Here is an 18,642-nt window from a genome sequence, read left to right on the forward strand (position 1 = left end):
GCCTGCTGAGCGTTGCGTCGGACCCCCTGTGCATCAGGAGACGATCCCATGTTCGAACAGGAATTCGAGCCATCCTCGGGGTGACATCGCCCTGCCCCGGAACGGCTCAGGGCAGCTGCAGCTCGGCGAACACGCCGCGATGGTCGGTCCCGGGAACGTCCAGCACCTCGAAGTCGCGCACCGCCACGCGCCGGTCCGCCACCACGTGGTCGATGGCGATGATCGGCGGCATCGGGCGGAAGTTCGGCCACGTGGGCGTGAGCCCCTGGCCGAGCTGGTCGGCGGCGTCCACGTACCCCCTTGCCAGCAGTTCGCGGAAGGGGCGGTGGTCCAGGCCGGCGTTGAAGTCGCCGGCCAGCACCCGCACCACCGACGGCGAGGGGCCGGGCAGGGCGCGCAGGGACGCCTTCCACTCCAGCTCCTTGCGGCCCAGCGGCGGGTTGGGGTGCACGGAGACGACCTCCACGCGGCTGCCGCCGGGCAGCGTCAGGGCGGCGGCCGGCATGTTGTGGCCGATCGGCGTGAACAGGCCGGTCAGCTCCGTGACCGGATGCCGGGCGTAGATGCCGCTGCCACTCACGTCGGCCTCCGCCTGCAGCACCCGGTACGGCATGAGCCCGCGCAGCCCGGCCGCGTCGAGCCGGTCCGCCTCGGCGTGGGTCAGCTCGGGGGCGCTGAAGACGTCCGCGTCGTAGCGGCGGACGGCGTCCACCACGGCGGCGGCGTCCGCCCGGCCGAACAGGTTGATCGACAGCACCCGCAGCGTCGCGCCCTTGGCGGGCGGCTGCTCGGCGGCCACCGTACGCGGCGCCACCAGCGCGATCATCGTCACGCACGCCAGCGCGGCCACGAGCGCCGCCCACCTGTTGCGGCGCAGCAGCGCCACGGCCGCGGTCAGCGCCGCCAGCACCACGCCGTACGGGGTGACGGTCATGAGCTGCGCCTCGAACGAGCCGCGCTCCCACCCGAAGGTGCGGACGAGCGCCCACAACGCCAGCAGCACGGCCGCCGTCCACGTCATCCACCTGCGGCGCCGCCGCACCGGCAGCTCGTCGGCCGCGGGCTGCTCGGCGGTGACCGTCGTACTCACGTCGTCGTCAGCGCTTGCGGCCGACCCCGGCGTACATCCAGGCCGGTTCGTCGGGGAAGAGCGGCGTCTCGCGCCACTTCGACACCGCCACCAGCCCGGGCTCCAGCAGGTCGAACCCGTCGAAGTAGCGGGAGATCCGCTCGCCGGTGCGCGGCGTCCTGTGCATGGCCTGCGAGCTCGTGGCGGCCACGTAGTCGTCGGCCGTCCGCTTGTCGATCAGGTCGAGCGTCAGGTGGCTCAGCACCAGGTAGCTGCCCGCCGGCAGCGCCTGCGCGTACGCCTTGACCAGGCCCTCGGGGTCGTCGGCGTCGGAGATGTGCATGAGGATCGCCACCATGACGAGCGCGATCGGCTGGGTGAAGTCGAGCGTGGCCAGCGTGTCGGGGTGCTCCAGGATCGTGCGCGGCTCGCGGACGTCGGCCTCCAGGTAGGCCGTGCGGCCCTCGGGCGTGCTGGTCAGCAGCGCCCTGGCGTGCGCCATCACGATGGGGTCGTTGTCGACGTAGACCACCCGCGACTCGGGCGCCTCCGCCTGCGCGACCTCGTGCGTGTTGCCCTGGCTGGGGATGCCCGTGCCGAGGTCGAGGAACTGCCGGACGCCGAGCCGGCTGAGGTGGCGCACGGCCCGGCCGAGGAAGGCCCGGTTGTTCCTGGCGCTCTCGCGGATGCCCGGCACCGCGGCCATCGTCTGCTCGGCCACCCGGCGATCGGCCTCGAAGTTGTCCTTGCCGCCGAGCCAGTAGTCGTAGACCCGGGCGGAGTGAGGGATGTTCGGGTTGATGCCGTGCGGTGCGCTCACATGGACGATCTTACGGGCATACCCGGCCTTCCCGGCGTTCAGGCCGTCACGAACTCCGCGATGATCACCGTGGCGTCGTCCTTGGGCTCCTGGGCGGCCATCTCGTCGTAGATGCGGTCCAGACAGGACGCCGGCGACGCGCCCGCCGCGAACAGCACCTTCAGCCGCTCCGCCCCCAGCGCGTCGAGCGCCCCCTCGCTCGCGATCGCCACCCGGTCGCCCGGCCGCAGCGCCACCGTGCCCACCTGCGGGCCGAACGGGCCAGGCAGGCCGGCCCGGCACTCGCCGTACGCGGGGGTGGTCAGCAGGCGCGCCTGCCCGCCCTTCGGGCAGTGCCAGATCGTGCCGCCGCCGGCGTGCAGGAACCGCAGCCGCGGCGTCTCCGTACGGTCGAGCACCACCAGGTCCAGGGCGCTGGCCAGGCCGTCGCCCGACGCCCGCACCGCGCGATGGGCGGCCTGCGCGCACTCGTCCAGGTCCTCCTCGCACACGCCGCCGTGCTGCGGCCGGGCCGCCACCACCGTGCCGAGGGTCAGCGCGGCCGCCGCGTGCGCCCCGCCGCCCGCGCCGCGGGCCGCGGCGATCATCCGCTCCTGCACGACGTACGCGTCGGACGGGCTCGCCTGCCCGCCCTCGTACGTGCCGCCCACCGCCACCAGCCGCGACCGCGACACCGGCATCCCCGCCGGCCAGTTACCCTGCCTGCCCCTGACCGTCATCACCGAGAGGCAGCCCAGCAGGAACGTGATCACGAAAACCGTCATGAGGTCCCTCCCCCTGCCGCGATCACCGCGGCACACCGGTCCAGTGAACGCTCTTTACGCGCGCGGCAACTGACGGCCGATCGACCGTCATGTCGTGACGTCCGGGCGGGGACAGATTTCGAGGTGAGGGCCGACACCACGCAGGACACCGCGGCCACCCCGGTGACGAGGATGACACACACATGCCAGCCATCACGCGCGACCCCACCGCGTACCCGGCGACCCCGCCGGGAGCGGGCGGGATCTTGACAAGGCCGGAAACCCTGGTGACAACAGGATTTGACGCCTTATGGAGCATCATGCCCTGCGTTATCGTGAGTCCCGTCTTGTGCCCATCTCGCGTGCGGACGGCTCATGGCTCACTCCGGCTCCACGAGATACGACTCGGCCACCAGGCAGCTGGAGAAGGCGGTCGCCCGCACGGCCTCCGGCGCGCGCAGCGCGGTCGGGGTGGTGGCGGTGGTCGCCGCGCTGTTCGGCGCCGTACCTCCGGTCTCGCTCGGCTGGCTCGTGCCGATGCTGCTCGTCCACCTGGCCTGGACCGCGCTGCACCTGCGGGTCTTCCTGCGCGCGCTGCCGCTGCCGCACTGGCTGGTGGCCGGTGATGTGGCCGCCACCGTCGCGCTCTGCCTGGCCCAGGTCCACCTGGTGCCGCCCGAGGCGCTCAACACCGGGTCGAGCTTCGTCTCGGGGCTGGTCACGATGACCATCGTCCTGGCCGGCGCCCAGTGGCGTCCCCGTCTGGCCGTGCCCGCCGGGCTCGCGGTGGCCGTGTCCTTCGCGGCCGGCGTTCGCATCGCCTCACCCACGCACGACGTGACAGGCCCCTTCGGGGTCAACATCGTGCAGCTGCTCGCCATCGTGCTGCTGATGGCGCTGCTGCGCCGCTCGGCCGTCTCCGCCGACGCCTTCCTGCGGCAGAGCGCCCAGGCCGAGATCGCCCTCATCGTCGAACGCCTGCGCCGCGAGGACGAGCTGCGCCAGGTCAGCAGCATCCACGAGACCGCGCTGCACACGCTCACCATGGTCGGGCTCGGCACGTACGACAGGCCGTCCGCCACCCTGCGCGCCCAGGCCGGCACCGACCTCACCGCGCTGGAGAAGCTGCGCGACCAGCCGACCGCGGACTCCGCGCCCATCGCGCTCGACGCCCTGCTCGACGAGGTCGCCGGGCGCGCCGACGGCCTCCAGGTACGCCGCGACCTCACCCCCGAGACCGTCCCCGGCGAGGTCGCCGAGCGCTTCGCCCGCGCCGTCACCGAGGCGCTCGCCAACGTCGCGCTGCACGCCGGCGTCCGCGAGGCCGAGCTGGTCTGCGGCCGGCGCGACGGCACGATCAGGGTCGAGGTGGCCGACCACGGGCGCGGCTTCGACCAGCACCGCCTGCCGCCCGACCGGTTCGGCGTCCGCGGCTCCATCCTCGACACCATGCGCTCCCTGCCGAACGGCGGCGCCGCCATCACCTCCGGCGTCCGCGGCACCCGCGTCAGCCTGTGGTGGCGGCCATGACCGAGGAGATCGAGCAGGTAGCCCAGCGCTACGCCCGCTACACCGCGCTCGGCGCGGTCGTCATCGCCGCCGTCTGGCACCTCGGCTACGACCTCACGGTCACCCTCACCGGCTGGAGCTCCTTCCGCTGGCCGATCGTCGTGCTCGTCGCCTGGGTCGTCTACTCCGTGATCCTGGTGATCGGCGCGCTCGCCCTGGCGCGCACCTCCAGCGGCCCCGCGCGCATCCGCGAGCTCGCCGCCGCCGCGCTCGCCGTGGACGTCGCCGTCATCCTCGCCTGCCGCCCCGGCGAGCTGCTCGGCATCAGCGACTGGGGCTGGGGCTCGGTCGGCTGGCTCGCCGTCATCCTGAGCTGGAACCGGCCCCGCTGGAAGGCCGAGATGATCGCCTTCCTGAGCGCCAACGCCGGCATCATGCTCCTCGCCATGGCCCTCTCCGGCTCGCTCGACCGCGTCTCCATCGCCAAATACCTCGTCGTCATCGCCGGCGGCGTCACCATGCAGCTCGGCTACATGGCCGGCTGCCACATGCTGCGCACCCGCGCCGAGGAGACCGTGCTGCTGGCCCGCAGGCTCGCCGCCGACGACGCCTGGCGCGAGTCCGCCCAGCGCATCCACGCCGACCGGCTGCGCCGCTACGAGGCCATCCGCGACGTCGCCGATACCCTGCTCCACCAGCTCGCCGACGGCGCCGACCCCGGCGACCCGCGCGTCCGCGAGGACTGCACCGCCGGCGCCGCCCGGCTGCGCCGCCTCATCACCGAACGCGAGGACGTGCCCGACGAGCTGGTGTCCGTGCTGCGCGAGCGCATCGACGCCGCCGAGCGCCGCCAGGTCCTCGTCACCGCGCCGCCCTTCGGCGAACGGCTGCCCGAGCTGCCGGACGGCGTCCGCGAGGACCTGCTCAGGGCGCCCGTCCGCGCGCTCGACGGCGCCAGGTCGCGGGCCAGGGTGACCGTGTCGGCCATGTCCACGATGGTCAGCGTCGCCGTCGTCGCCGACAACGAGGACCTGCCCGTCAGCCCCAGCCCCGTACGCGAGGCCAGCGGGGTCGTCGTCAGCTACCAGCGGCAGGGAGGTGAGGTGTGGGTCAACAGCATCTGGGAGGGCCCGTGACCGTCGCGCTGGTGGAGGACCACCAAGTGGTGGTGGACGGCGTACGGTCGTGGTTCGGCCCGCCCGGCCCCGTTACGCTCGTCGCCCAGGGGCCCACCATCGAGTCGGTCCGCGGCGTCGCCGCCGACGTGCTGCTGCTCGACCTCAACCTCAACGGCACGATGGTCATGGACCGCATCGCCGGGTTATGCGCGGACGGGCAGCGCGTCATCGTCTTCTCCGAGCACGAGGAGCCGGAGATCGTCCGGGCCGCGCTCGACGCCGGCGCCTCGGCCTTCATCGGCAAGGGGCGCGCCACCCGCGAGTCGTGCCTGGAGACCATCATGGAGGTCGCCGCCGACCGGCCCAGCGTCACGCCTCCCATGGCCCAGGCCATCGCCACCGACGAGGGCCCGCACCGTCCGCAGCTGTCCGACAAGGAGCGGATGGCGCTGCTCTACTGGTTCCAGTCGATGTCGAAGGCGTCGGTGGCGGCCCGCATGGGGATCAAGGAACGTACGGTGCGGCAGTACATCGACCGCGCCCGCGTCAAGTACGCCGCCGCCGGCCGCCCCGCACCCACCAAGGAGAAACTCCTCATCTGCGCCATCCAGGACGGCCTGGTCCAGCCGGACGAGGTCACCGTCTACACCTCCCTGGCCGCGAAGACCTCACGGGAAGAGGGATGAGCCCCCTGGACCCCGGCAACTCCCGGCAGGAGGGGGCCGGCAGACCCGGGGTCCAGGCACATCTCCTGTGTCGGGGGCTTCAGCGGTGCTCGGCGCTGAGCACGACGGGATCGAAGGCGAGCGGAAAGGGCGCCGTCAGGTGAGCGACCGTGCCTGCCTTGTGAATGGCGGGCTCGCCATAACCGTCGCCGTCGAGCCGGTAGGTGTAGAGAGCAGGTCCTTCGTCGGGCTCGATGCGCCAGTAGTGAGGGATGCCTGCCCGGGCATACGCGAAGGGTTTGATGCTTTGATCATGGGTGGTGGTGCTCGGACTGCCCACCTCCACAGCGAGGAGCAGGTGGCGGGGCGCGAACATCAACTCCACATTGCTAGCCGCTTCCGCGCGGACCACGACCAGGTCGGGGATGTAGAAGTTGCTGTCGGTCACCCGCAGATTGACAGTTGCCAGTGGCTCCAGCCCGGGCGGTGCCGCATCATCGAGCAACCGCTGCAGGCGGTAGATGATGCGCTGGTGCAGGGGTGTAGGGGCTGGACTCACCAGTAGGCTCCCGTTAAGAAGCTCGTAGCGGTTCCCATCGTCAGGGAAGCCGAGCAGGTCGTCGACAGTGAACGGCGGCTTGCCGGGGAGAACGGTTCGCTCCGTCCCGGCCGGCTCGATCGTTGCCATTGCGGTCACCCACTCAGTATCGAGATTCTCGCCCTCGGCCACATGCTACTTACCCGTATTTCATCACTCTTAGTTTTGGTGCCGTTACAGCTCGCCCTCTTGAAAGTTTCAAGTCTCTGAGCAATATCGGGAAAGCCCTTTCCGCAGCTCAACCCCCGACGCGGGACCTCTCTCGGCGGAGCTGACAGCGGGCATCACTTGGCCGTACCTCGGCCGTCAGATAGCGTCCCTCCACCAGGAGCGCTCCTCATCACCGGCAACCCCCCGACCGGAACACGGAGACCGCACATGCCCCAAGCACCGCACCGCCGCAGGGCGCCGCGCGCCCTGGTCCTGCTCTTCTCCATCGCGATGATCCTGCTCGTGCCGCTGACCGGCACCGCATCGGCGCACGGTTCCGTCGTCGACCCGGCCTCCCGCAACTACGGCTGCTGGCTGCGCTGGGGCAGCGACCACCTGAACCCCGCCATGGCGCAGGAAGACCCCATGTGCTGGCAGGCGTGGCAGGACAACGCCAACGCCATGTGGAACTGGAACGGGCTCTACCGTGACAACGTCGGCGGCAACCACCAGGCGGCCGTGCCCAGCGGCCAGCTCTGCAGCGGCGGCCGGGCCGAGGGCGGCCGCTACCGCTCGATGGACACCCCGGGCGCGTGGAAGACGACGAGCCTCGGCAGCACGTTCGACATCCGCCTGTATGACCAGGCCTACCACGGCGCCGACTACATCAGGGTCTACATCACCAGGCAGGGCTACGACGCCACGACCACGCCGCTCGGCTGGAACCACCTGGAGCTGGTCAGGGAGACCCCCAGGTACGCCCCAGCCAACGAGTACATGATCACCGGCCTGAACAAGGGGTCGCGGACCGGCCGCCACGTCGTCTACACGATCTGGAAGGCCTCCCACCAGGACCAGACGTACTACATCTGCAGCGACGTCACCTTCAGCTGAGAGGGCCCGGAGAGCTCCCGGCCGAGGGGACGTCACGCAGGCACGTCCTCCGTCGCGGTCGTGGTCCGGCATCCCACGACCTGACGCCCGGCCGGCCTGGGAAGGCCCTCGCCGCCTCCTCGCAAGGGGAGGCGGCGAGGGCCCTCTGTCGTATCAGGGCTGTCGTATGAGGGGCGGATCGCGCCGACGCCGTCCGCAAGCCGGGCGTGTCCGTGGCGGGTGAGGCCGAGGCGCTACGGGCGGGTGGCGGCGCTGACGTCTCGCCCACCGTGTACGGCGAGCCGTCCTGGGAGCCGGCGCCCGCCTCGCGGGAGAGGTTCCGCGCGCTGCTGCCCGGGGTAGTGGCCTTCCGCGTGCACGTACGGTCGGTACTGGCCATGTTCAAGCTGAGCCGGGACATCGACGCCGAACGGTACGAGCGCGTCCGCGCCGACTTCGCCGCCGACAATCCGCGGCTCGCCGATTTGATGGACAAATGATGACTTTTCCTACTTTCACGTCCAGCCAGACCGAGCCCAGGCTCCGCGGCAAGGAACTCGGCACCCACCTGCGCAAGCACATCGTCAAGAACTACGCCGGCTACACCGACCTGTTCGCCGTGGCCGGCGCCACCCCCGCGCAGGTGCGCGGGTGGGGCGAGCGGGCACTCGACCGCAGCGCCGACTGGGCCCCGAACCTGGCGGAGGAGATGGCCGGGATCGCCGCGGGCGCCGGGTTGGAGCCGTGGCAGGTCGCCGTCGTCAACGCGCGCACGGAGATCCTGGCCGCCATCGACGCGATCGGCCACGGCGAGTGCTCGACCTCGGTGGTGCTGCCCGAGAGCGGCCCGCCGCGTACGGTGCAGACCTGGGACTGGCACGACCACCTGCGCGACGCGCCCATCCTGTGGGAGCTGGAGCCGCGCCCAGGGCACGTCGTGCGCACGTTCACCGAGGCGGGGGCGCTGGCCAAGATCGGGATCGGCACCGCAGGGCTGGGCGTGCACTTCAACATCCTGCGCCACGAGTCCGACACCGCCGACCTCGGCGTGCCCGTGCACCTGATCGCCCGCCGCATCCTCGACGAGGCGGCCTCCGTCGAGGAGGCGGCCGGGATCGCCCGCTCGGCCCGGGTGTCGGCCTCGACCGTGATCACGGTGGTGACGGAGTCGGACGCGGGATCCATCGAGATCTCCCCGGCCGGCGTGGCCGTCATCCCGCCGGGGCCCGACGGCGTCCTGCTGCACTGCAATCACTTCCTGGACGCGGACCTCGCGGCGGGGGAGCGGCACGCCACCCAGCGGCCCGGCACCTTCGACCGGTTCCGCCACCTGAGCGACCACGTCGAGGGGCTGAGGCAAGAGGATCAGAACGCGCGGGCGCTCGCCATGCTCAGCCACGCCCCCGGCGCGCCCGTCTGCGCGCACCCCGACCTCACCCAGCCGCTCAACCAGCGGTGGGAGACGCTCGCCACGATCGGGCTCGACCTGCCCGCCGGGCGGCTGCGGGTGCACCAGGGCGGGCCCTGCCAGGTCACCGAGGCGACCTGGCAGACGTTCTGAGCCCTTACGTGAAGGCGGCGATGCCGGTCAGCGCCTTGCCGATGACCAGCTGGTGGACCTCGGAGGTGCCCTCGTAGGTCAGCACCGACTCCAGGTTCACCGCGTGCCTGATCACCGGGTATTCGAGGGTGACGCCGTTCGCGCCGAGCAGCGTGCGGCACTTCCTGGCGATCTCCAGGGCCTCGCGCACGTTGTTCAGCTTGCCGGTGCTCACCTGCTCGGGGGTGAGCGTCCCGGCCTCCTTCAGCCGGCCGAGGTGCACCGCGAGGAGCAGCCCCTTGCCCAGCTCAAGCGCCATATCGGCGAGCTTCTCCTGGGTCAGCTGGTACGACGCCAGCGGCCTGGCGAACACCTCGCGGTCGGCCACGTACGACAGCGTCGTCTCCAGGCAGTCGAGCGCCGCCCCCATCGCCCCGAACACGATGCCGAACCTGGCCTCGTTCAGGCAGCCGAGCGGCCCGGACAGGCCGCGCGCGCCGGGCAGCATCGCGTCGGCGGGCAGGCGCACGCCGTCGAGCACCAGCTCGCTGGTCACGCTCGCGCGCAGTGAGATCTTGTGCTTGATCTCGTTGACCGTGAAGCCGGGCGTGCCGGCCGGCACCAGGAAGCCGCGCACGCCCTCGTCCGTGCGGGCCCAGACCACCGCCACGTCGGCGATCGAGCCGTTGGTGATCCACATCTTGGTGCCGTTCAGCACCCAGTCGCCGCCCTCGCGCTTGGCCGTGGTGCGCATGCCGCCCGGGTCGGAGCCGAAGTCGGGCTCGGTCAGGCCGAAGCAGCCGATGCGCTCTCCGGCCGCCATCGCGGACAGCCACTCCTGCTTCTGCTCCTCGCTGCCGTACTTCCAGACGGCGTACATGGCGAGCGAGCCCTGCACGGAGACCAGGCTGCGCAGGCCGGAGTCGGCGGCCTCCAGCTCCAGGCAGGCGAGGCCGTACGCGACCGCGCCCATGCCGGCGCAGCCGTACCCGTCGAGGTGCATGCCGAGCACGCCGAGCGAGCCGAGCGTGCGGGCCAGCTCGCGGGCGGGCAGCTCGCCGGCCTCGAACCAGCCCGCGACGTGCGGCCGGATCTCCCGGTCGCACACGCGCCTGACCGTGCTCCTGATCTCGCGCTCCTCCTCGGTCAGCAGGGTGTCCAGGGAGAACAGGGCGGTGGGTGGGATCATGGCCTCTCCGTATTTTGGATCCAATATTGAAAATCCAATATGGCATGGTTAGGGTGCGTTGACCATGGACGTTCTGCATCTCATCGCCGGCCGCCGGGTCGAGGGGGACGGCGCCGAGTTCGCCGGCACCGACCCCGCACGGCCCTCCGAGGTGGTGGCGCGCGGGCGCTTCGCCTCCGTGCCCGAGGTGGATCGGGCGGTCGCCGCCGCCCGCGACCTCGGCACCGCGCTGCGCGACGTGGACCGGCTGGAGGTGGGCGTGCAGGGCCGCGCCGCCAGGGACTTCTCCCCCCGTACCGTCACCGTCCACCTCGGGGCGCCGGCATGAGCGGGGCGCTGTCCGGTCTGCTGATCGCCGACTTCAGCCGGGTGCTGGCCGGTCCCTACGCCACCATGCTGCTGGCCGACCTGGGCGCCGAGGTGATCAAGGTCGAGCGGCCCGGCGCCGGTGACGACACGCGGGCCTGGGGACCGCCGTACGCCGACGGCGAGGCCACGTACTTCCTGGGCGTCAACCGCAACAAGCGCTCGATCGCCCTCGACCTCAAGGCCGGCGCCGAGGTCGCGAAGGCGCTCGCCGCGCGGGCCGACGTGCTGGTGGAGAACTTCAAGCCGGGCACCATGGACCGGCTCGGGCTCGGCTACGAGACGCTGCGCGAGCTGAACCCGGGGCTGGTCTACTGCTCGATCACCGGCTTCGGCTCCGGCGCCGGAGCCGGCCTGCCCGGCTACGACCTCATCGCGCAGGCCGTCGGCGGGCTCATGAGCGTCACCGGCGAGCCGGAAGGCCCCGGCACCAAGGCGGGCGTGGCGCTGGTGGACGTGATCACCGGCCTGCACGCCGGCCTCGGCATCCTCGCCGCGCTCCGCCACCGCGACAGGACCGGCGAGGGGCAGCGCATCGAGGTGTCGCTGCTGTCGTCCCTGCTGTCGGCGCTCACGAACCACGCCTCCGCGTACGCCGCCGCCGGGGTCGTGCCGCGCGCCATGGGCAACCGGCATCCGAGCATCGTGCCGTACGAGGTGTTCCAGGCCGCCGACCGCCCGATCGTCATCGCGGCGGGCAACGACCGCCAGTTCCGCGCCCTGTGCGCCGCCCTGGACCGGCCCGGTCTCGCCGGCGACCCGCGCTACGCCACCAACGCCGGCCGTGTCGCCGCCCGCGAGCCGCTCGTCGCCGCTCTGAACGCGGCGCTCGCCGAGCGGACGGCCGACGAGTGGTTCGGCCGGCTGACCGAGGCAGGCGTGCCGTGCGGCCCGATCAACGACCTGGCCGCCGCCTTCTCCCTCGCCGCGGATCTCGGCCTCGGCCCGGCCGTGGACCTCGACGGCGTGGGCCAGGTCGCGAACCCGCTGCGGCTCAGCGCCACCCCGCCCGCCTATCGCCGCAGGCCGCCGGAGCTCGGGCAGGACGAGGCGTGGGTTCGTGAGATATTGGGGCGGTGAGTCCCGATCAGGCACGACGCAGGCCGCCCACGGCCCAGCAGTTCGTGCTGGGCGAGCTGCGGCGGGCCATCACCACCGGCAGGCTCCGCCCCGGCGCCCCCATCCGGCAGGACGCGCTCGCCGAGGAGCTCCAGGTCAGCAGGGTCCCGCTGCGCGAGGCGCTGAAGACGCTGCAGGGCGAGGGGCTGGTCACCTACGAGGCCCACCGGGGCTACTTCGTCGAGACGCTCTCCCTCGACGACCTGCGCGAGGTCTACCGGATCAGGGAGCTGCTGGAGGAGGAGGCCGTGCGCCGGGCGGTCGCCCGGCTCACCGACGCCGACCTCGCCCGGCTGGAGGCCGCGCAGGACGACGTCGAGCGGGCCGCCGCCGCGGGCGACGTGCCGGCCATGGCCGCCGCCAACCGGGTGTTCCACATGACGTTGTTCGACTGCGCCGGGATGCCGCGGCTGGCCCGGCTGATCCGTACGCTGTGGGACTCGACCGACGCCTACCGGTCGATGTACTACGGCGAGGCGGGCAACCGCGAGCGCGTGATCAAGGAGCACCGCGCCACCCTCGACGCGCTGCGCCGCCGCTCCGCCGACGACGCCGTGGCCACCCTCGACGTGCACCGCGGCCACGCGGTGGCCGCGCTCGCCCCCCTGCTTAGCACCTGACCCCCAGTAAGAGCAGGGTAGGGGCAGGGGTAAGGGCAGGGTCAGCGCAGGGCCACCGACGACAGTGGCCGGCCGTTGTGGTCGAGCAGCAGCGCCTCCATGCCTTCGCGGGCGGGCCACCAGGCCAGCGCCTGCAGCCCGTGCTCGGGCACCACGACGTCGCGCGCGTCGATCCGCACGCTGCCGACCTCGGCCGACAGGCGCAGGATGCCGTACGCCGCCCACCGGAACGGCCGCCGCAGCCAGGGCACCCGGCTGGCGTTGAACCGGGAGCCGCGACCGGCGGGCGCGTGCCCGTGCAGCACGTCGGCCGCGGGGCGGGGGCGCAGCACCTCCTCGTCGCCCGGGTCGGCCGGGGTGGTGCTGCCGGTGCGCAGCTGCCAGCGGCCCCTGCGCGGCGACAGCAGCCACACGTCCAGCCAGAACAGGCCGACGCCGTCGAGCCTGGCGAAGGCCGCCGCGGCCAGCCGGGCGCCGACGTGCAGGGAGAGCGGGGTGAAGCGGTGGCGGCCCCCGAGTGTCTCCGGCAGCTCCTTGGGCAGCCCGTGCGCGATGAGCCTGCGGCTCTCGGTGTCGGGCGTGTATCCCAGGTAATCGGCGCGGTCGACGGGGGTCATCGCGGCCACGGCCAGACGTAAGGCGGTCACCAGCGGATCGTACGGCGGCGTGCGGGGCCTGACGATGCCGCCGGGGATACATCCGCTCTAGCCCGGCCGGCTCGCCAGATCGAGCACGGCGTTGATCAGGGCGGGGCCGTTCAGCATCTCCAGGTCGTTGTGGCCGGCCCCGTCCATCTCCACGACCGTGGCGCCGGCGGCCTCGGCGACCGTGCGGCTCAGGCGGGCGGGGACGATCGTGTCGGCGGTGCCGTACACGACGACGACCGGTGCGCGGACCCGGCGGATCTGCTCGGCGACGGGGAAGCGGTCTCGCAGGAGGGGGCGTACCGGGAGGAAGGGGTAGTTGACCTGGCCGGCCGCCGCCAGGTCGGTGAACGGCGAGCGCAGCAGCAGCCCGTGCGGCGGGCGCTCCATGGCGAGGCGGGTCGCGACCGCCGCGCCCAGGCTCTCGCCGAAGTACACCACCCGGCGTCCGCCCAGCCAGTCGCGGGCCGCCAGCGCGTCGCGGAGCAGGCCCTCCTCGTCCGGGGTGCCGGGGTTGCCGCCGTAGCCGCGGTAGTCCATGAGCAGCACCCCGAGACCGTGCGCCGCCAGCGCGCTCGCCAGCGGCGCCCGGTGCAGCCTGTTGCCCGCGTTGCCGCCCATCACCAGAACGGTCACGTCACGCCGGCCCGGCACGTGCCAGGCGGCGAGTTCGAGCCCGTCCCGGGTGGTGAACGTGACGTCACGCGCCCCCGGCACGACCGTCCCGGCCGGCGGCGGGGCGGCGCGGTCGGGCAGGTAGATCAGCCGCCGCTGGAACACCCACAGCAGCGCGAGGAGCAGGACCGCCACCGCGGCGACGACCAGGGCGGCACGCAGGAGCGTCGTCACGCCCCTCACGGTACGCACCCGCCCGTCGGCCCGCACCCCCACGACACGCGGCCGGACGTCTCGGACCGGTCGCGGGCGCTCAGTGGCTAGACGACCGTGCCCGACTGGATGACGTGGCGGATGTGCTTCGGGTCGGCCAGCACGCCGATGTCCTCCAGCGGGTCGCCGTCGAGCACCAGCAGGTCGGCGTGCGCGCCCACCGCGAGCGTGCCGAGCTCGCCGGTCAGCCCGACCAGCTCCGCCGCCCCCGTGGTGGCCGCGCGCAGCACGTCGAGGGGCGACTGCACCTCGGCCCGGAGCCGGAACTCCTGGTTCTGGTGCCGGTGCATGCCGCCGAGCAGGTCCGTCCCGTACGCCATCCGCACACCTCCCCGCGCGGCCCGATCGAGCGCGACGATGCCCGCTTCGAGCACCTCGTCCACCTTGCGCCAGCTGCTCGCCGGCAGCCCGAAGTCGCGCCCCTCCTCCTTCAGCGCCCAGTACGTCACCAGCGTCGGCACGAGGAAGGCGTCGTGCCGCAGGAACAGCTCCACGCTGGAGTCGTCGATGAGGTTGCCGTGCTCGATGGAGCGCACCCCGGCCTCAAGGGCCCGGTTGACGGCACGGGCGGTGTAGGCGTGGGCGGCGACGTACCGGTTGGCGGCCTCGGCCTCCTCGACGGCGGCGCGCAGCTCGTCCATGGAGTACTGGGTCGAGTCGATGCGGTCGGTGGGGGAGGCGACGCCGCCCGAGGCCATCACCTTGATGTGGTGGGCGCCCTTGCGCAGTTCGTCGCGGGCGGCGGCACGCACGGCGTCCACCCCGTCGGCCACCCGCCCGACGCCGGCGCAGCACGGGTGGTCGTCGGTGAGGTGCTCGCCCCGGCCCCGGAAGTCGGCGTGGCCGCCGGTCTGGCTCAGCCCCTTGCCGCAGAACAGCAGCCGAGGCCCCCGGATGAGCCCCTCTGCCTGCGCGTCGGCCAGGCCGAAGTCGGCGCCGGACGCGTCGCGCACGGTGGTGAAGCCGCGGCTCAGCATGTCGCCCATGATGCGGGCGGTGTGCGCGGTGACGTACGACGGGGGCATCGAGCGCAGCGAGCCGAGATCCGCGCTGGAGGCGGTGACGTGCACGTGCGCGTCGATCAGGCCGGGCACGACCCGCGCGCCGGCCACGTCGATCACCCGCGTGCCGTCGGGCGCGCCGAGCCCGCGCCCGGTCTCGGCGATCCGGCCGTCGGCGCAGCGCAGGTCGGCCTCGGCGTACTCGCCGGTCCCGACGTCGAGCAGCAGCGCGTTGCGCAGCAGCAGGCTCATGCGGCACCGCCGAACGTGAACTCCTTGGCGATCGCCTGGGCGGCGGCCACCGATGCGTCGTCGTAGGCGCCCTCGGCGTCGAGGATGTTGAGCACGCCGGCGACCTCGCCGTCCCGGCCGAGCACGGGCACGTTGATGATCGAGCCGCAGCCGAGGCTCTCGATCAGCTCGTGGTCGGCGAAGATCTCCCGTACGGCGGCCTTGTCGCGGCCGAAGTACGGCTCGCGTCCCTCGATGCAGGTGCTCAGCCACTGCTGGGCCACCTCGACGGTCTTCTCGCCGCCCACGGGGTACTCGGCCGGGTGGCTGCTGTGCACGCGGCGCAGGGCCCGGCGTTCCGGCAGCCAGGCGAGGACGGTGAACAGCCGCACGCCCACCTCCTCGCGGACCCGCCGCTCCAGCTCGTCCAGGTCGTTCACTTGGTCGCCTCCTCGGTGGTCGATCCGGTGGTGGTCGATCCGGTGGTGGTGGATCCGGTGGTGGTGGATCCGGTGGTGGTGGATTCGGTCAGCTCTTCCAGGGAACGGCCCGCGGTGGCCAGGCCGAACACCATCACGCAGATCACGCCGGCCGCCAGCACCGCCGTGGTCAGCCCGAACACGCCGGCGAAGCCGAGGCTCGCGGCCGACCAGCCGATGATCGCCGGGGCCATGATGCTGCCGACCCGGCCGAACGCGCTGGACAGGCCGGTGCCGGTCGCGCGGATCCAGGTCGGGAAGACCTCGGGGGTGTAGGAGTAGACGCCGGCGTACGTGCCGTTCAGGAAGAACGACAGCACCGCGCCCGCGAGCGTGATCGTGACGGGCGAGTCCATCTGCGACAGCCAGAACGCGCTGACCGCCGAGCCCGCGAGGTAGATGGCGATGGTGTTCTTGCGGTCGAGCCGCTCCGACAGCCAGGCCGCGGAGAAGTAGCCGGGGATCTGCGCCAGGTAGATGATGATCGAGAACTCGAAGCTCTTGGTGACGGTGATGCCGCGCTGCACGAGCAGCGTGGGGATCCAGGAGAAGAACCCGTAGTACGAGAACGTGATCACGAACCAGATCAGCCAGATGACCGCCGTGCGCCTGGCCATGGCCCTGCTCCACAGGAAGCGCAGGGCGCTGAGCAGGTTCACCTTGGGGGTCTCCGCGGCCGGCGCGGTCGCGGCCTCGGGCACCGGCGGGAGCGGCGCTCCGGTGGCGCGTTCGACGCGGCGCTCCAGGTCGGCGACCACCTGCTCAGCCTCGCCCGTACGGCCCTGCTGGAGCAGGTATCTCGGCGACTCGGGCAGCGAGCGGCGCCACCACAGCAGCATGAGGATGGGCAGCGCGGTGACGACTTGCGCGATCCGCCAGCCCTCGTCGAACGTCGGCACCACGAACCGGCCGATCAGCGCCGCCGCCACGAAGCCGAACGAGAAGAACCCGGACAGCGCCCCGACGAACCAGCCGCGCCGCTTGGCCGGCACGAACTCCGACAGGAACGGCGCGATGATCGCGCTCTCGGCGCCGGCGCCGGCGCCGGCCAGCACGCGGGCGCCCAGGAAGATCTCATAGTTGGGGGCGAACGCGGCGATCACCGAGAAGACGGCGTAGAAGGCGAGCGCGTACATCATGACCTTCTTGCGCCCGATCCGGTCGCCCAGCAGCCCGGCCGCCGTCGCGCCGAACAGGAACCCGAACGGCGTCGCCGACCCGATGATGCCGAGCTGGCCGTTCGACAGGCCCCAGGCCTCCTGGGCGCTCGGCAGCAGGAACGCGACGACGGCGGAGTCCATGCCGTCGAAGGTGTAGCCGAGGCCGCCGATCAGGAGGAGGAGGAGGTAGTGGGGACGGCTCAGCGGGAGCCGGTCCAGACGGGCCAACAAGGTCATCGAACACACCTTTCCCCAGGTCTTGGCCCTGCAGGTCGAATGCGAAGCAACATATAGTGCGTTTCGCTAAAATTGCAATATTCTTTGCAAGTCTGGCCCCGCTGGAGCACGTACCATGTCTCCCGCCGGATGCCCGAGAAGGGCCTCAAGGAGCCGGGCGAGGAGAGGGATGACGGGCACCGACAGCTTCGAGGAATGGCTGCGCGACCGGCTGCCGGCGCGCGGGCTGCGCGGCAAGTCGGCCGCCCTGCTCGAAGTGCTGCTCTCCCAGCCGCGCCGGGCCTCGTTCGGGTCGGCGCAGGAGCTGGCCCAGCTCGCCGGGGTCAACGTGGCGACCGTCACCCGTACGGCGCAGGCCCTCGGCTTCGCCGGCTGGCCCGCACTCCAGCAGGAGCTGCGCGCCCGCTACCTGTCCTCGCTCAGCGCCGGCCAGGTCGCCGCCGAGCACCGCGGCAGCGGCTCGCCCAGCGCCCGTTCGCTGCGCCGCGACCTCGACAGCCTGGCATTGCTCAACCGCCGCCTCGACGAGCGCGTGCTGGTGACCATCGCCGAGGCCGTGGCGGCGGCCCGGCGTACGGTGATCGTCGCCGACGGCAGTTACGCCGCCGTCGGCATCGCCCTCGCCCACAACGCCCGCCTGGCCGGCTACCCGGTCACCGCCGTCACCGGGGGAGACGCGGAGCTCGCCAACACCATGGCTGCCAGCGCCGCGGGCGACGTCCTGATCGCGATCAGCTTCTGGCGCCTGTACGAGAGCACCGTCCTCGCCGCCAACGAGGCCCGGGCGCGCGGCGTCCGCGTCTTCGCCGTCACCGACGCCGCCAGCCCCGCCCTGGCCGGGGCCGCAGAGGAGGTCGTCATGGTGCCGGCGGAGGGCGAGGCGTTCTTCCCTTCGCTGACGGCCGGCATCGCCGTCGCCCAAGCCCTGGTCACCCAGCTCGCCGCCGTGGACCCGGCGCGTACGGGGGCCTCCATCGAGGCGGCGGAGGCCATGTGGGCGAAGTTCTCCCTCCTCCACCGCCGCCCCAGCACCCCCTCGGGGGACCGCTGACCTACGGGCGGGTCACAACCAGCTGGCCCGCACGCTGGTGGCCACCTCGGCACCTTCGGGCACGGGCGCGGACCGGGTGACGTCGAGCAGCCGCGCCACCGTCTCCACGATCTCCGGCGCCCGGTCGCGCAGCCCCACCACATCGGCCTCCGACACCGTGTCCCGAGGCTCGCCGGCCTTGTCCAGCACGTCTTCGAGGTCCGACAGCCGCAGCAGCAGCCACTTCAGCGGCTCCTGCGACAGCCCTTTGTCGAACACCCGCTGCCCCGGCTCCCAGCCGTCCACGCCGGGATGGTGATGCGTGCGATCGAAGCTGCCCGGCTTCCCCGAGACCGACTCCAGCAGGTCCACCCGCCAGATCGGCCGGTCGACGGTGATCGGCCGGGCCGAGTAGATCGACCCCTTCAGCTCACCCGTCTCCAGCCGGCGCAGCTCGAGCCGCACGCCGCGCTCGGCCCCCTCCTGCCCCTTCATGGGGTGGGGATCGACGAAGAAGATGTCGCTGACGGCCACGCCGATGCGATCGAAGCCGAAGAGGTAGAGCACGGAAGACCACGTCCTTCGCCGGGTGT

At 72.4% G+C, this 18,642-nt stretch carries 21 protein-coding genes; 10 read left to right on the top strand and 11 right to left on the bottom strand.

All coding sequences use genetic code 11. The annotated features are described in order from the left end of the window. Positions 1-106 precede the first annotated feature (106 nt). Genes ACFFR3_RS39815 through ACFFR3_RS39825 form a run of 3 tightly spaced genes read right to left on the bottom strand, consistent with a single transcriptional unit; the run spans position 107 to position 2,653 of the window. Positions 107-1,090, bottom strand: coding sequence for an endonuclease/exonuclease/phosphatase family protein (locus ACFFR3_RS39815; RefSeq protein WP_364369244.1), 984 nt, complete (start codon positions 1,088-1,090; stop codon positions 107-109). 7 nt (positions 1,091-1,097) lie between these two features. Then, the gene (locus tag ACFFR3_RS39820; protein WP_364369247.1) at positions 1,098-1,889 is read right to left on the bottom strand and encodes an SAM-dependent methyltransferase; all 792 of its coding nucleotides are present in this window, start codon (positions 1,887-1,889) and stop codon (positions 1,098-1,100) included. Positions 1,890-1,927: 38 nt separating this feature from the next. Next, on the bottom strand, positions 1,928-2,653 hold the full coding sequence (locus ACFFR3_RS39825) for a SpoIIE family protein phosphatase (protein WP_364369250.1): 726 nt from the start codon (positions 2,651-2,653) through the stop codon (positions 1,928-1,930). Between the two features lie 354 nt (positions 2,654-3,007). Here ACFFR3_RS39825 and ACFFR3_RS39830 point away from each other — a divergent pair, with 354 nt between their 5' ends. From ACFFR3_RS39830 to ACFFR3_RS39840, 3 genes are read left to right on the top strand one after another with little or no spacing between them, the layout of a single operon-like run. Beyond that, positions 3,008-4,162, top strand: coding sequence for a sensor histidine kinase (locus ACFFR3_RS39830; protein ID WP_345399875.1), 1,155 nt, complete (start codon positions 3,008-3,010; stop codon positions 4,160-4,162). Beyond that, the gene (locus ACFFR3_RS39835; RefSeq protein WP_345399878.1) at positions 4,159-5,277 is read left to right on the top strand and encodes a hypothetical protein; all 1,119 of its coding nucleotides are present in this window, start codon (positions 4,159-4,161) and stop codon (positions 5,275-5,277) included. Before ACFFR3_RS39830 ends, ACFFR3_RS39835 begins: the two co-directional genes overlap by 4 nt. After that, complete coding sequence (locus ACFFR3_RS39840; RefSeq protein ID WP_345399881.1) at positions 5,274-5,945, top strand: response regulator; 672 nt, start codon at positions 5,274-5,276, stop codon at positions 5,943-5,945. Before ACFFR3_RS39835 ends, ACFFR3_RS39840 begins: the two co-directional genes overlap by 4 nt. 79 nt (positions 5,946-6,024) lie before the next feature. Here the strand turns inward: ACFFR3_RS39840 and ACFFR3_RS39845 are convergent, their stop codons facing one another. After that, complete coding sequence (locus tag ACFFR3_RS39845; RefSeq protein ID WP_364369254.1) at positions 6,025-6,612, bottom strand: Uma2 family endonuclease; 588 nt, start codon at positions 6,610-6,612, stop codon at positions 6,025-6,027. Positions 6,613-6,900: 288 nt separating this feature from the next. On the opposite strand from ACFFR3_RS39845, the gene ACFFR3_RS39850 reads away from it, so the two are divergent. From ACFFR3_RS39850 to ACFFR3_RS39860, 3 genes are all read left to right on the top strand, one after another. Then, positions 6,901-7,566 (top strand): lytic polysaccharide monooxygenase auxiliary activity family 9 protein, encoded by a 666-nt coding sequence (locus ACFFR3_RS39850; protein ID WP_345399887.1) that lies wholly within the window; start codon positions 6,901-6,903, stop codon positions 7,564-7,566. 206 nt (positions 7,567-7,772) lie between these two features. Next, on the top strand, positions 7,773-8,045 hold the full coding sequence (locus ACFFR3_RS39855) for a hypothetical protein (RefSeq protein WP_345399890.1): 273 nt from the start codon (positions 7,773-7,775) through the stop codon (positions 8,043-8,045). Beyond that, positions 8,042-9,106 carry a C45 family autoproteolytic acyltransferase/hydrolase gene (locus ACFFR3_RS39860; protein ID WP_379484805.1) on the top strand — a complete coding sequence of 355 codons (1,065 nt, stop codon included), beginning with the start codon at positions 8,042-8,044 and terminating at the stop codon, positions 9,104-9,106. The genes ACFFR3_RS39855 and ACFFR3_RS39860 overlap by 4 nt, the downstream gene beginning before the upstream one ends. A gap of 4 nt (positions 9,107-9,110) precedes the next feature. Here the strand turns inward: ACFFR3_RS39860 and ACFFR3_RS39865 are convergent, their stop codons facing one another. After that, on the bottom strand, positions 9,111-10,274 hold the full coding sequence (locus tag ACFFR3_RS39865; RefSeq protein ID WP_379484806.1) for an acyl-CoA dehydrogenase family protein: 1,164 nt from the start codon (positions 10,272-10,274) through the stop codon (positions 9,111-9,113). Positions 10,275-10,338: 64 nt separating this feature from the next. Between ACFFR3_RS39865 and ACFFR3_RS39870 the strand changes: the two genes are divergently transcribed. Genes ACFFR3_RS39870 through ACFFR3_RS39880 form a run of 3 tightly spaced genes read left to right on the top strand, consistent with a single transcriptional unit; the run spans position 10,339 to position 12,379 of the window. Then, positions 10,339-10,602 carry a hypothetical protein gene (locus ACFFR3_RS39870; protein ID WP_364369264.1) on the top strand — a complete coding sequence of 88 codons (264 nt, stop codon included), beginning with the start codon at positions 10,339-10,341 and terminating at the stop codon, positions 10,600-10,602. Further along, on the top strand, positions 10,599-11,720 hold the full coding sequence (locus tag ACFFR3_RS39875; RefSeq protein ID WP_379484807.1) for a CaiB/BaiF CoA transferase family protein: 1,122 nt from the start codon (positions 10,599-10,601) through the stop codon (positions 11,718-11,720). The genes ACFFR3_RS39870 and ACFFR3_RS39875 overlap by 4 nt, the downstream gene beginning before the upstream one ends. Then, positions 11,717-12,379, top strand: a complete 663-nt coding sequence (locus ACFFR3_RS39880; protein ID WP_364369270.1) for a GntR family transcriptional regulator — start codon at positions 11,717-11,719, stop codon at positions 12,377-12,379. Before ACFFR3_RS39875 ends, ACFFR3_RS39880 begins: the two co-directional genes overlap by 4 nt. A gap of 41 nt (positions 12,380-12,420) precedes the next feature. Here ACFFR3_RS39880 and ACFFR3_RS39885 read toward each other — a convergent pair whose 3' ends face one another. The 5 genes from ACFFR3_RS39885 to ACFFR3_RS39905 form a co-directional block, all read right to left on the bottom strand. After that, on the bottom strand, positions 12,421-13,026 hold the full coding sequence (locus tag ACFFR3_RS39885) for a hypothetical protein (RefSeq protein WP_364369273.1): 606 nt from the start codon (positions 13,024-13,026) through the stop codon (positions 12,421-12,423). Between the two features lie 57 nt (positions 13,027-13,083). After that, entirely contained in the window at positions 13,084-13,872 is a 789-nt protein-coding gene (locus tag ACFFR3_RS39890) for an alpha/beta hydrolase (protein WP_345399905.1), read from the bottom strand. 86 nt (positions 13,873-13,958) lie between these two features. Beyond that, positions 13,959-15,164: a metal-dependent hydrolase family protein gene (locus ACFFR3_RS39895; RefSeq protein ID WP_345399908.1), complete on the bottom strand. Its 1,206-nt coding sequence runs from the start codon at positions 15,162-15,164 to the stop codon at positions 13,959-13,961. Next, positions 15,161-15,583 carry a GAF domain-containing protein gene (locus tag ACFFR3_RS39900; RefSeq protein ID WP_345399911.1) on the bottom strand — a complete coding sequence of 141 codons (423 nt, stop codon included), beginning with the start codon at positions 15,581-15,583 and terminating at the stop codon, positions 15,161-15,163. Before ACFFR3_RS39900 ends, ACFFR3_RS39895 begins: the two co-directional genes overlap by 4 nt. Continuing rightward, on the bottom strand, positions 15,580-17,019 hold the full coding sequence (locus tag ACFFR3_RS39905) for an MFS transporter (protein WP_379484808.1): 1,440 nt from the start codon (positions 17,017-17,019) through the stop codon (positions 15,580-15,582). The genes ACFFR3_RS39900 and ACFFR3_RS39905 overlap by 4 nt, the downstream gene beginning before the upstream one ends. A 169-nt stretch (positions 17,020-17,188) precedes the next feature. Here ACFFR3_RS39905 and ACFFR3_RS39910 point away from each other — a divergent pair, with 169 nt between their 5' ends. Further along, a complete protein-coding gene (locus ACFFR3_RS39910; RefSeq protein WP_355418927.1) occupies positions 17,189-18,070 on the top strand; it encodes a MurR/RpiR family transcriptional regulator in 882 nt (293 codons plus the stop codon). A gap of 12 nt (positions 18,071-18,082) precedes the next feature. Here ACFFR3_RS39910 and ACFFR3_RS39915 read toward each other — a convergent pair whose 3' ends face one another. Next, a complete protein-coding gene (locus ACFFR3_RS39915) occupies positions 18,083-18,616 on the bottom strand; it encodes a hypothetical protein (RefSeq protein WP_345399917.1) in 534 nt (177 codons plus the stop codon). Positions 18,617-18,642 lie beyond the last annotated feature (26 nt).

Origin of the sequence: Nonomuraea salmonea, assembly GCF_042428605.1 — a bacterium.
Lineage (GTDB): Bacteria > Actinomycetota > Actinomycetes > Streptosporangiales > Streptosporangiaceae > Nonomuraea > Nonomuraea salmonea.

Bases quoted from the DNA above. Each gene is read 5' to 3' on its own strand.
- ACFFR3_RS39825 (WP_364369250.1), bottom strand. From the start codon at position 2,653: ATGACGGTTTTCGTGATCACGTTCCTGCTGGGCTGCCTCTCGGTGATG.
- ACFFR3_RS39830 (WP_345399875.1), top strand. From the start codon at position 3,008: ATGGCTCACTCCGGCTCCACGAGATACGACTCGGCCACCAGGCAGCTG.
- ACFFR3_RS39835 (WP_345399878.1), top strand. From the start codon at position 4,159: ATGACCGAGGAGATCGAGCAGGTAGCCCAGCGCTACGCCCGCTACACC.
- ACFFR3_RS39845 (WP_364369254.1), bottom strand. From the start codon at position 6,612: ATGGCAACGATCGAGCCGGCCGGGACGGAGCGAACCGTTCTCCCCGGC.
- ACFFR3_RS39850 (WP_345399887.1), top strand. From the start codon at position 6,901: ATGCCCCAAGCACCGCACCGCCGCAGGGCGCCGCGCGCCCTGGTCCTG.
- ACFFR3_RS39860 (WP_379484805.1), top strand. From the start codon at position 8,042: ATGATGACTTTTCCTACTTTCACGTCCAGCCAGACCGAGCCCAGGCTC.
- ACFFR3_RS39865 (WP_379484806.1), bottom strand. From the start codon at position 10,274: ATGATCCCACCCACCGCCCTGTTCTCCCTGGACACCCTGCTGACCGAG.
- ACFFR3_RS39870 (WP_364369264.1), top strand. From the start codon at position 10,339: ATGGACGTTCTGCATCTCATCGCCGGCCGCCGGGTCGAGGGGGACGGC.
- ACFFR3_RS39875 (WP_379484807.1), top strand. From the start codon at position 10,599: ATGAGCGGGGCGCTGTCCGGTCTGCTGATCGCCGACTTCAGCCGGGTG.
- ACFFR3_RS39895 (WP_345399908.1), bottom strand. From the start codon at position 15,164: ATGAGCCTGCTGCTGCGCAACGCGCTGCTGCTCGACGTCGGGACCGGC.
- ACFFR3_RS39905 (WP_379484808.1), bottom strand. From the start codon at position 17,019: ATGACCTTGTTGGCCCGTCTGGACCGGCTCCCGCTGAGCCGTCCCCAC.
- ACFFR3_RS39910 (WP_355418927.1), top strand. From the start codon at position 17,189: ATGACGGGCACCGACAGCTTCGAGGAATGGCTGCGCGACCGGCTGCCG.